General features: G+C 36.4%; 8 protein-coding genes. 1 reads left to right on the top strand and 7 read right to left on the bottom strand.

Annotated elements, in window-relative coordinates; genetic code table 11:
* Positions 1–202 precede the first annotated feature (202 nt).
* On the top strand, positions 203–1,600 hold the full coding sequence (locus B9J78_06630; protein MBA2124586.1) for a transcriptional regulator: 1,398 nt from the start codon (positions 203–205) through the stop codon (positions 1,598–1,600).
* A gap of 17 nt (positions 1,601–1,617) precedes the next feature.
* Here B9J78_06630 and B9J78_06625 read toward each other — a convergent pair whose 3' ends face one another.
* The 7 genes from B9J78_06625 to B9J78_06595 form a co-directional block, all read right to left on the bottom strand.
* Complete coding sequence (locus tag B9J78_06625; GenBank protein MBA2124585.1) at positions 1,618–2,550, bottom strand: hypothetical protein; 933 nt, start codon at positions 2,548–2,550, stop codon at positions 1,618–1,620.
* Positions 2,551–2,564: 14 nt separating this feature from the next.
* Positions 2,565–5,474, bottom strand: coding sequence for a phosphoribosylformylglycinamidine synthase II (locus B9J78_06620; protein ID MBA2124584.1), 2,910 nt, complete (start codon positions 5,472–5,474; stop codon positions 2,565–2,567).
* Between the two features lie 107 nt (positions 5,475–5,581).
* The gene (locus tag B9J78_06615) at positions 5,582–6,193 is read right to left on the bottom strand and encodes a nucleotide exchange factor GrpE (GenBank protein MBA2124583.1); all 612 of its coding nucleotides are present in this window, start codon (positions 6,191–6,193) and stop codon (positions 5,582–5,584) included.
* The gene (locus tag B9J78_06610) at positions 6,171–7,232 is read right to left on the bottom strand and encodes a heat-inducible transcription repressor HrcA (GenBank protein ID MBA2124582.1); all 1,062 of its coding nucleotides are present in this window, start codon (positions 7,230–7,232) and stop codon (positions 6,171–6,173) included. The genes B9J78_06615 and B9J78_06610 overlap by 23 nt, the downstream gene beginning before the upstream one ends.
* A 9-nt stretch (positions 7,233–7,241) precedes the next feature.
* A complete protein-coding gene (locus B9J78_06605) occupies positions 7,242–10,694 on the bottom strand; it encodes a DNA polymerase III subunit alpha (GenBank protein MBA2124581.1) in 3,453 nt (1,150 codons plus the stop codon).
* Positions 10,695–11,195: 501 nt separating this feature from the next.
* Entirely contained in the window at positions 11,196–11,987 is a 792-nt protein-coding gene (locus tag B9J78_06600) for a hypothetical protein (protein ID MBA2124580.1), read from the bottom strand.
* Positions 11,977–12,152 (bottom strand): restriction endonuclease subunit S (locus tag B9J78_06595; protein MBA2124579.1); only part of this gene is annotated, 176 nt, incomplete at its 5' end. The genes B9J78_06600 and B9J78_06595, both read right to left, overlap by 11 nt.

The following is a 12,152-nucleotide window of genomic DNA, read 5'->3' as shown; positions in this document are numbered from 1 at the left end:
TTGATTTGTTCATTTCTAAAAGCCTCTTTTTGATTTAATTTTAGCAAAAGGCTTTCAGAAATGTTTAACGTTTCAAAAAAACAAAAACTTTAACATTTTAAATTATAAATAATATTTGAGTTGTTTGTATTGACAAAGAACAAAAAGAAAGTTATAATTTCTAAATCATTTGAAAAATATACAAACATAGAAGACAACTATTATGGAGAAAATTAAAGTCCACCCCGTTTTGTGTCCCGTTTTAGATGCGGATTTTCTGCCGGCAGTTTTATGGAACCAAAAATATTTAGCGCTGGCAAAAAATATAGGAGAACCACAGGATACAGGAATAGCACTTGAAAGACCAAACGGTAATCGCTCGGTACTTAAAACAAAAATAATTGCCCAAGAGAAAGGTTTAGAAAAGATTACTCTTAAATATATTGAACGACTTTTAAAATGCCTTCTGTGGATGAAAGGAGGCAACAAGATTACAATTGCAGCGCCTGAAAATTTTGTTAAAGAAATCAGAAAAATTTATTCAAGATGCGGCAGACGAGCTTTTGATTCAAAGATTATAGGAGAAAAAATCTACGGCAGACCACTTAAGTTTTATTCCTGCTCTTTTAATGAACTGCCAACGGAAAAAGAGTCAGGCATCTTACTTGGCAAAAATCTTAATGGATGTAGAATTGGTTTTGACCTCGGTGGCTCTGACCGCAAGTGTGCTGCCTTAATAGACGGTAAAGTGATTTTTTCAGAAGAAATAAAATGGGAACCGTATTTCCAAAAAAACCCCTCTTATCATAAAAATGGGATAAATGATTTATTGAAACGGGCTGCATCAAAACTCCCCAAAGTAGATGCTATTGGTGGAAGCGCTGCTGGGGTATATGTGGATAACACCATCAGAGTATCTTCTCTGTTCCGTGGCATCTCGGAAGGAGATTTTAAAAAATATGTTAAAAATATGTTCCTTGATATAAAAAAAGAATGGGGCAATATTCCTTTTGTAGTTGTCAACGATGGGGAGGTTACCGCACTTGCCGGTGCAATGGAAATAAAAGATAATGCTGTCTTAGGCATTTCAATGGGGACAAGTATGGCGGCAGGATATGTTACCCCTGAGGGAAGCATTACCGACTGGCTAAATGAACTTGCCTTTGTTCCCATTGATTACAGAGATCTTGCACCTGTGGATGAATGGTCAAAGGATATAGGATGCGGCGTCCAGTACTTCTCCCAACAGGCCGTTGCAAGACTTGCCAAAAAGGCAAAAATATCTTTTAACAAAAAACTCACCCCAGCAGAAAGACTTGTAGAGATCCAGAAATTGATAAAAAAAGAAGACGAAAGGGCCTTAAAAATATATGAAAGCATTGGTGTGTACTTAGGATACGGTATAGCCCATTACGCATGCTTTTATGATTTTAAAAATTTTCTGGTGCTTGGAAGAGTTACAAGTGGAGAAGGTGGAGATATTATACTTGCAAATGCGAAAAAGGTACTTAAAACAGAGTTTCCAGAATTATTTAACAAGATTAAATTTAAGATGCCTGATGAAAAAAATAAAAGACATGGACAAGCAATAGCAGCGGCAAGCCTACCAAAAATATCTTAGAACAGGGGGTTGCGACACTACTCAAGCATTATGTAGCCTGCTGAGCCTATAACTCCTGCATTGTCTCCTAGCCTTGCAGGGACTATCCTGCAAACATCTGTTGCAACCTTAAATGCGTTTTGTTGGACAACCCTTCTTATGGGTTCAAAAAGAAATCTGCCAGCCTTTGAAATACCTCCGCCAATAACAACTTTTTCTGGGTTTAAAACATTTATAAGACCCGTAAGTGCTGTCCCTATATGAACTGCGACCTCTTCCCATATTTTGATTGCAACACTATCGCCCTTACCTGCTGCATTAGATATAATCTGTGGAGTAATATCTTTGTCTTGTGGAATTATGGTTTTTTGTTTTTTAATATATTTTCTGGCAGTCTCAATAATATACCTGTTTCCAATATATCTTTCTAAACATCCTCTGCCGCCACAGGCACATTTAAGCCCGTTTTCAAATATCGGTATGTGCCCAACCTCTCCGGCAGAGAGCGAAGAGCCTCTGTAAATCTTTCCTTCTATTATAATTCCTCCTCCAACCCCTGTCCCAAGTGTAATACATATAATATTTTTTGCACCCCTGCCTGCTCCAAACCTCCACTCTCCATATGTCATAAGATTTGCATCGTTATCTATAAAAACAGGCATCTTTATTTTTTGCCGAACAAATTTTTCCAGCGGAAAATTTCTCCATCCGGGAACATTTGTAAGATTTCGGACAATACCGTTTATACTATCAATAGGTCCCGGAAGTCCAATCCCGACGCCTTTTAATTCTATATCCCTGCTTTTGTTTTTTACTGTTTTGTCTATACCCTGTATAATTTTTTCAAGCAGTTTATCCCTTTCAGGAAGCGTTGAAAAGCTTTTCTTGTAAAGAATTTTTCCCTCTTCATTAACCATTGCCATTTTTATAAATGTTCCGCCAAAGTCTATTCCTATTGCTGCTTTTTTCAATTTATGCTTCTCTCCTATATCGTGGCTAATGCCCTGCTCATACTGTTTTTCCAGCAATTTTTCAATTCTTCTATTGGTATATCTGTTGCCTTGTTATCAAGCCCAATTATTCTTAATTTTTGCAGTTTAATTGTTTTCCCTATCTGAGAAAAGTTTATATTTTTCATTATTTTTTCAAAATCTTTTAAGTTTTTTTTATTTACTTCTAATATAAACCTTGAATTTGATTCAGAAAAAAGAACCCCTGCATCTGATGTAATGTTTTCAGCAAGGTTTATCTTTTTAATGTCAATTATTGCACCAAGCCCCCCGGAAAACGCCGCCTCAGATACTGCAACACCTATGCCCCCTTCCGAACAATCATGGCAGGACAGAATAAGATTTTCTTTTATGGCTTTCTGAACCGCCTTAAATGTATTAAGGGCATCATAGGGTCTTACCTTCGGGACAAAACCATCCTGTATAGAGAACTCTTTTGAAAATACGGTTCCACCAATTTCATTGTATGTAGAGCCGACAACATATATAAGACTTTCTTGTTTTTTGAAATCCATTGACACAGTTTTTCGGACATCATCTATTACACAGATAGAAGATATTAAAAGTGTAGGAGGAATGGAAATAGAGACGCCTCTTACGATATATTCGTTATTAAGGCTGTCCTTGCCTGATATAAATGGGGTCCTGTAAATCTTTGCGAAATCATAACAGGCTTTTGCCGCTCTTACCAGCCCCCCTAACTTATCAGGTTTATCTATTGCACCCCAGCAAAAATTGTCAAGGATTGCAATTCTTTCTAGATCTCCGCCAACACTTATAACCTGCCTTATAGCCTCATCAATTACACTTCCAGCCATCCAGTATGGGTCAATCTTTCCATATTCCGGATTTATACCGTTTGCAATTATTATCCCTTTCCAGGAATTAAGTTTGGGTCTTATCACAGCAGCATCTGACGGACCATCTGAATCTATACCGACAAGAGGTTTAATGATACTTCCGCCCTGAACTTCATGGTCATACTGTCTTATAATCCATTCCTTTGAACACACATTTGGTGAAGAAAGAACTTTTTTTAAAGCAGTCTCTGTATCTTTTTCTTCATATGAGGCATTTTTTTCTTGTCTTGAAATCCAGACGGCCTTTCGTGCAAATCTTGGAAGTCCGTTATGAAGAAAGTCCATATCCAGTTTGCATACAAGATTGCCATCCCAGAAAAGTTTCAAAATCTTATCTTCTGAAAAATATCCTATATCTGTTGCCTGAACATCTTCTCTTGAAAAAATCTCAAAAAGTTCTTTTATATTCTCTTCATTAACAGAAAGCACCATCCTTTCCTGTGCTTCCGATACCCAGACTTCCCAGTATGAAAGCCCTTCATATTTTAAAGGAACCCTGTCCAAATATACCACCACCCCACACTCTTTACCCATCTCTCCGACTGCACTTGAAAGCCCGCCGGCACCACAATCAGTGATTGCTGTATAAAGCCCCCTGTCTCTTGCATAAATAAGTGCATCTGTAAGTTTTTTTTCTGTTATAGGATTTCCTATCTGAACAGCACAGGATGAGACTACGCTTGATTCTGCTGTAAGTTCGCTTGAAGAAAATGTTGCACCATGTATGCCATCTCTGCCTGTTTTTCCTCCTACGACAACTATTCTCTGTTTGGGTTTTACTTTTTTAAAACACTTTGTCTTAGGAATAATTCCTATATTTCCGCAAAAAACAAGAGGATTGCATGTAAATCCTTTATCAAAACATACAGCGCCATTTACTGTTGGAATCCCCATCTTGTTTCCATAATCTCGGACACCTCTTACAACTCCTTTCATTATTCTTTTTGGATGAAGTATATTGACGGGAATTTCCTGTTCAGAAAGATCAAAAGGTCCAAAACAGAATACATCTGTACTTGCAACAGGCTTTGCACCAAGCCCTGTTCCAAGCACATCTCTTATCACACCGCCCAAACCTGTATTTGCACCTCCATAAGGTTCAAGTGCTGACGGATGGTTATGCGTTTCAACCTTAAAACAAACCGCATCATCTTTATCAAAATCTACAATGCCTGCATTGTCTTTAAAAACTGATATACACCACTGTTTCTTAATTTCTTCTGTTGCCTTTACTATTGTTGATGCAAGAAGGTTATCTATGGATTTTTTCTCTATAACAGTTCCACTTTCGTCTGTTTGCTCGTACTGTATCAGACTTTTTAAGGTTTTGTGCACGCAGTGTTCTGACCATGTTTGCGCAATTGTTTCAAGTTCAACATCTGTTGGATCTGTTTTCAGGTTTGAAAAATATTTTTTTATTGCTTTCATTTCTTGAATATTTAAAGATAACTGTCTTTGTTTTGACACTTGCATTAATTTAAGATCACCTGCACTTAAAATATCCACTTTTGTAAGGTTAAATGGCTTTTGACAAACAGTTACTTTAAACTCATCTCTGGGTTCTATAACCCTGTGCTGTATAAGTTTGTTCATCAAAATTTTGTCGGTTATTTTTTCTATCTCTTCGCTTAAAAGGTTGCCTTTTAAGGTATATATTTTAGATGTTTTTACTTTCCTGCAACCTGTGATTTTAAGTGTTTTTATTCCTCTTAATATACTTTCCTCAGCAGGATCCATTACTCCATCGTTTAACCCAATCTCTATTTCTATCCCCTCTGCCTTGCGAGGAACCATCTTTTTTTCAATATCAATCAAAGAAAACTCCTCAAGTACAGAATCCGTAAGAAGTTCTTTTGCTATACAGCAAGCATAGTCTTCAGAGATATCTCCTTCAATTGTATAAACAGAAACACACTGGCAGGATAAAACAGTATTGATACCAATTTCCTTTATATTATGAAGGACATCGCTTCCTGTAGAATCAAGTATTTCCTTTTTATTTTTTACCTCAATTCTCCATAACATATATATTCTCCCCGTCGTCCGTATGCCGTTCCCCGTTCACCGAGATGCCAGAGCACCAGTTGTCTGTCACCTGTTGCCTGTTATATTGGGATTGTGCTCATAGACTCTTATATACTTTCTTCTATCTGAGGTTTTCTATTAAGATCTGTTCTTAAATCTTTTTCTTTGATTTTCTTTGCAACCTTTACTGCACTTGGACGGATCACTACATTGTGAAGTTTATATCCTTTTCTCATTTCATCAGTAATTAGATAATCAGGATGTTCTGTACTTTTTATCTCTTCAACTGCCTCGTGCAGGCGAGGGTCAAATGATTTTCCAACCGCTTCTATCTGTTCAAGCCCCCTTAATTTTAAAAACTTCTGAAGATTTTTTTGAACCATCTTAACACCTGTAAGTATCTGTTTATTGGAATTATCTTCACTTATATTCTCAAGTGCCCTGTCAAAATCATCAAGCAGACTGATAAGTTCAACAATCAGCCTTTCATTGGCAAACCGTATGGCAGATTCTTTTTCTTTTATTGCTCTTTTTCTAAAATTCTCAAAGTCTGCCTTTATTATGACCAATTGTTCTAATAACTGTCTCTCTTTTTCCGAAGGCTGAACCTCTGCGGATTCTTGTTTTTTTTCTTCTTTTATTTCAGGTCCTTGTGCTTGAGATTTTATTGTGTCCTGATTTTTTGCCTCTTTTTTGTTATTCAATAAAACCTCCCTTATCTATCCTATCCGATAGTTGTTCCGCAATATATGAGATTGTTGCAACAATTTTCCTGTATGGTATCCGCTTTGGGCCTACAACACCAACAAAACCTGATATACCTTTCTTTGCCCTGTATCTTGATGCAATAAAACTACATTGTGAAAAAGGCATTGCATCAACATCCTCACCTACATATATTAAGGTATCCGCAGGGTAAATGAGTTTAAGAAGGGCAGGGGACATTTCTTGATTCTCAAATTTTTTAAGTATAAGTGAAGATATAGAATTAAATTCGGGCTGGTCTGTCAAAAAACTTGCACCTTCCCAGAAAAACTGAGGATTTATATCTCTCATACAACCTTCTTTTAAAAGATTAAAGGCAGAGCGTAATATAAAAAATATCGTATCTTCGCCCTGAAGAATTTTATTTAAAAGATAATCCTCCAATGACTGAACAGGGACTTCTGATAATTCTTCTGTTATTATTTGTGATATATGATGTAATACAGGTTCAGAAAAGTCTACACTTGTATTTATAATTGATGTCTGGACGTGGCCTGTATTTGTAACCAATATTATCAGGATATTTTTCGGGGAAACACAGAGCAATTCTATTTTTTTTACTTTCACATAATGCAATTTATGGACAGATGCAAAACTCATCTGACATACCACCCGACTAAGCGCACTGATTGAGATTTTTATTATGTCTTCAATTGTTCTATATCCGTATTTGGTCTTATTAAAATAAAGATTTATTTCCTGTTTTTCCTGATTATTTAGGTATTCCTTCTCCATAAGACAGTCTATATAGTATCTATATGCCTTGCTTGTAGGAATGGTACCTGACGAACTGTGAGGTCTTGTTATAAATCCATTCTGATGAAGAAAGAACATATAATTTCTAACAGTAGATGAACATACATCAAGTTTGTATTTTTCCACTATATACCTTGAGGATACAGGCAGTCTTGTATCTATATATGTTTCTACAATTGCCCTTAATATCTGTTTTATATTTGTGTCTTTTTTATTCTCCGATTTTTTCATATTCATATTTTGGGTCTATCTTGTTGATATAAAATTGACACAGTTTTCACAAAAAATATCTTCTATCTTTTTCTTAAATACATAAGACACCGCTACACCTATCTGTCTATCAAATTCAAGATATGTTTTTTTGCCATCTTCGTGTAATACACATACTTCTACCGGTGTTTTTCCATCCGATTCAAGCAGGATATCTTTAAACCTCTGTATTCTACCTTCTGTAACATAACTTTGCGGAATTTCAATGACTACCTTAATGGTAAATTTCTCTTCTGCCTCGTCTATCGCAATAACTTCTGATGCAAATATTTTTGGTTTTTCCTCTCTTCCGTTGACCCGACCTTTTACAAAAACTATTTCATCCTCTCTCACATAAGAATGATATTTCCGAAAAGGCTCAGGAGGTAGAATTACCTCTATTTTCCCTTTCCAATCTTCTAATATAAATATAGCCATACGAAGATTATCTTTTTTTGTTGCAGTCGTTTTTACCTTGGTAATCATACCGCCCACAACAACTGTACTTCCGTCTACTGCTGTTGAAAGGGCTGATGTGGATTTTTCGGCATAATTTTTTAAGATGTTGATGTATGGCGTAAGAGGATGCCCTGAAAGATATAACCCGAGCACCTCTTTTTCAAATGCAAGCAATTGAGACTGGTCATATTCTTTTATTGATGATAAATTTTTAGACTCTTTACTATGCACTGGCTGTTGATTAAATATATTAAGAAAAAGTTTCTGCCCTCTTTGTTTTTCTTTTTGAATACCGGATGCGGATCCTATTGCAGTATCAATTATTGCCATAGCCTGGGACCTGTAAATTTTAAGGCTGTCAAATGCGCCGCACTTTATCAAACTTTCTATTACCTTCCTGTTGACTGTTTTTAAATTAACATTTTCACAAAATTCATATAGCGTCTGATATTTCTGTGGAAGTTTTTCCCTTGCTGAAACAATAGAATGTGCATGCTGTGAGCCAATATTTTTTACTGCACACAATCCAAAACGGATAGAATTTTCCTCTATGGAAAACTTTTCAAAACTGCTGTTTATATCGGGAGGAAGAACAGGTATCTGCATCCTGTTTGCCTCTTGAATATATTCAACTATCTTTTCCGATTTTCCTATTTCACTTGTAAGCAATGCTGTCATAAATTCAAGCGGAAAGTTAGCCTTTAAGTATGCGGTTTGATATGCAATACTTGCATATCCCACAGAATGGCTTTTATTAAACCCATAGCCTGCAAACTCTTTTATCTGTCCAAATATTTTATCAGCAACATTTTCTTTTACCCCATTTTTTACCGCTCCGTCTACAAAATCCTTCCTCTGTTTTTCCATAAGGTCTTCATCTTTTTTACCCATTGCTATTCGTAAAATATCGGCCCTGCCCAAACTAAACCCCGCAAGACTGTGTGTAATCTGCATAACCTGCTCCTGATACAGCATAATACCATATGTTTCTTTCAGTACAGGTTCTAATTTTGGGTGCGCATATTCTATAAAAGCAGACTTATGTTTTCCTGCAATAAAATCATCTATCATCTTCATAGGTCCTGGTCTATACAGAGCAATTGCAGCAACGATATCCTCAAAAACATTCGGTTTTATTTTCTTCAAAACATCCTGCATCCCCTGACTTTCAAGCTGAAATACGCCTAATGTATTTGCGTTTTGCAAAAGTTCATATGTCTTTTTGTCGTCCATCGGAAGGTTGTTTATGTCAATATTTTTCCCATTATTTGTTTTTATAAGTTCAACAGTATTTTTTATAACAGCAAGTGTTTTAAGCCCGAGAAAATCCATTTTAAGCAGTCCTATCATTTCAAGAGATTTCATATCATACTGCGTAAATACCCTATCTTCACTAATACACATAGGAACCATATCTGCAAGAGGAGTATCTGATATAACAACCCCTGCGGCATGTCTTGACATATGGGCGGTTGCGCCTTCAAGTATAAAACAAATATCCATTAATTCCTGGACAGAACGGTCTTTTTTAATAAGGTCAGCCAGCTGAGGATTTTGTTTTATTGCACTTTTTAGTTCAATCCTTTGTTCATCGGGAACCATCCTGGCAATCTTATCAGCCTGCTCATATGGTATGCCCATACTTCTTGCCACATTTCTTATAACAGCCTTTGCGCCAAGCGTCTGGAATGTTACAATCTGTCCGACATTTTCCCTGCCATATTTTTCACTAACATATTGAAGTACTTCATCTCTTCTTTCATCGCAAAAATCCATATCAATATCAGGATAAGAAATTCTTTCCGGGTTAAGAAACCTTTCAAACAAAAGTCCGTATCTTAAGGGATTTATATCTGTTATTCCAAGACAGAAACTTATAATGCTTCCGACCACAGAACCTCTGCCGGGTCCTACAGGGATATTATTATTCTTTGCAAACCTTACAAAATCACTCACAATCAAAAAATAACCGGCATAATCAATCTGTTTAACTATCTTTAACTCATTCTCAAGCCTTTCTATGACAGGTTTAGATTCTGATAAATTTCTTTTCTTCAATCCCTGATAACAAAGTTCTTTTAAGTGTTCAAATGGTTCTTTACCCTCTGGAACATCATAATTTGGAAGATGAGGCCTCTTGGGATGTAGATTTAGTTGAACATTGCACATTTGCGCAATTTTTATAGTATTTTCATATGATTCAGGGATTTCTCTAAAGAGTTCTTTCATCTCTTCGGCAGATCTAAAATAAAACTGGTCAGAACCAAATTTTAATCTTTTAGGATCCCGCATATTAGTTTTTGTCTCTATGCATAAAAGTATTTCCTGTGCGCGGGAGTGTTTGCTTTCCAAATAATGAACATCCGCTGTTGCAACCAAAGGGATATCAAGCAATTTTGAAATTTCAATTAAGCCCTCATTTGCCCTCACCTGTTCTTTAATGCCGTTGTTCTGTATTTCAAGAAAAAATTTTCCCTCCCCAAATATCTGTTTATACTCGGATGCAACCTTTTTTGCCTCTTCCTCCTGATTTGTAAGTATCAGGTGCGCAATCTCCCCCTTTATACATCCACTTAATCCTATAAGCCCTGAATGAAGTTCTGACAGTATCTGCTTATCAATTCTCGGTTTTTTATAAAAGCCCTGCGTGTATCCTACGGATGCAAGTTTAACAAGATTTTTATATCCTGTCTGATTTGTTGCAAGCAAGGTTAAATGATAAAAGTATTCCCCTAAACCGGATAATGTTTTATCAAACCTGCTTTTTGGCGCTATGTACACTTCACAACCTATTATTGGTTTAACTACACCGGCTTTCAGGCATTTTGAATAAAACTCTATAGCACCAAACATATTACCATGGTCGGTTATTGCAACAGCAGGCATCTTTTCTGAAACCGCCTTTTTCACTATTGCATCAATAGAACCAATACCGTCCAACAGGCTGTACTGTGTATGAAGATGAAGATGTGCAAAATCTGTATGTTTCATTTTAGATTCTTTTCATTCCCCTTTTATCAAGAGGGGTGTAAGGCGTTATAAAAAATATCAAATATTAAATATCTAACGCAAGTTAAGCCTTAGGAGAGATCCACAATATCAAAAATCTAACGCAAGTGGATCTTAAAAAACCCCCAAATATCTGCTGAAACTTTGACACTTAAATAATATATATTTTATTTATAACAGAATCGCAAGCAAAAGTCAAATTCCAGAGAAAGAAAACTCGGTTTTAATTAGTGGAAACAAGTTTGAAACGGAATATGCGGCTGTGTCTCTTGAACAAAATCCGAAGCTTTTTTAAGCAAAATCCTGACGCTGAATTCTGACTGCCCCGCCCCGCGAGCGAGGCGAGGCAGAAATCCGCTATGCGGATTCCCACCCGGCTCCGAAAGTCCTGCTTTGCAGGACAGCCAAAGCCCGCAAAAATTTTTTATTTAAGGGCGGGCAACAAATTTTTTCAATAAAAAGGATTTATTTTTGCGGTCTTTGTTAATTTTTGGAGCTGTCCCATTTCCCAGCCCGCCGAAGGTGGGCAAAAATTTGAAAACCGCCCAAATTACCAACAGTTCTTTCAATTATTTCAAAACAGCCCCGAAGATTACCGTTAATTTCTTTTCCTGAAAATCGCAGCACTTGCCAGCCATAGCTAGTTAATTGGTTATTCCGTTTCCTGTCCCGAGTTAATGCATCCGGGAGAATATGATACCTCTCACCATCGCACTCAACATCAATATCGCCTCTACGACAAAATATACCAAAATCTAAACAATATGTTTGATTGCCGGCCTTAACATACAACTGTCTTTCTGCTTCTATTTTTCGCTTTTTCATTTCTAAATACATTTTTTCTTCCAAAGGACTGGTATCATACAAATCATTTATTTCCTCTGCAGTAAATAATTTTTCTAAACTGGTCGGAATATGAACAATGCTCCTCCATCTTTTACTTGGAATTGGTTTAGGTAACTCATCAATTTGCCCTAGGTGAAATTTAAAGTATTCTTTCGTTGCTCTTTCGTGCTCTGACTCATCTGGAAAAAGCTCAATTCTTTTAGTTATCTCAACTTTCAAAACTTTTGCATAATAAATTACTCTATACTGACACTCTTTTCCAAAAACTTTCGGAAAATAAAAAGCCAAATACTCTACTAAAGGAGTGTTTTTAGGGGCGGATTCAACTGGAATATGATACCATCTTTCTTTTTGAATCCTCGGCCAAAGACTTTTCCTTGGCACAATCCCCACTAATACCGGCTGTTTTTGCATTGTTTTATTTCTCAATTAATTCCTCTACTTTTTGTTTGGCTTCTTCTAATAATTCTTTTGCTTTTGAACGGGCTTGGTGGGATTTACAGATTAGGTCAGCAATTTTTTGCTGGATGGGTTTTGGTAGAATGGGAATATAAAAGTTTTTAATTTGTTCCGGCCTCCAGTGCGTAATAATAG

This window comes from bacterium Unc6, assembly GCA_013626165.1.
Classification (GTDB): Bacteria; Omnitrophota; Gorgyraeia; order Velesiimonadales; family Velesiimonadaceae; genus Velesiimonas; species Velesiimonas alkalicola.
The sequence above is the reverse complement of the archived record's forward strand: the minus strand, read 5'-3'. Positions and strand labels throughout refer to the sequence as shown.

Coding starts and splice junctions, on each gene's coding strand:
- B9J78_06605 (MBA2124581.1), bottom strand. CDS start 10,694: ATGAAACATACAGATTTTGCACATCTTCATCTTCATACACAGTACAGC.
- B9J78_06630 (MBA2124586.1), top strand. CDS start 203: ATGGAGAAAATTAAAGTCCACCCCGTTTTGTGTCCCGTTTTAGATGCG.
- B9J78_06610 (MBA2124582.1), bottom strand. CDS start 7,232: ATGAATATGAAAAAATCGGAGAATAAAAAAGACACAAATATAAAACAG.
- B9J78_06620 (MBA2124584.1), bottom strand. CDS start 5,474: ATGTTATGGAGAATTGAGGTAAAAAATAAAAAGGAAATACTTGATTCT.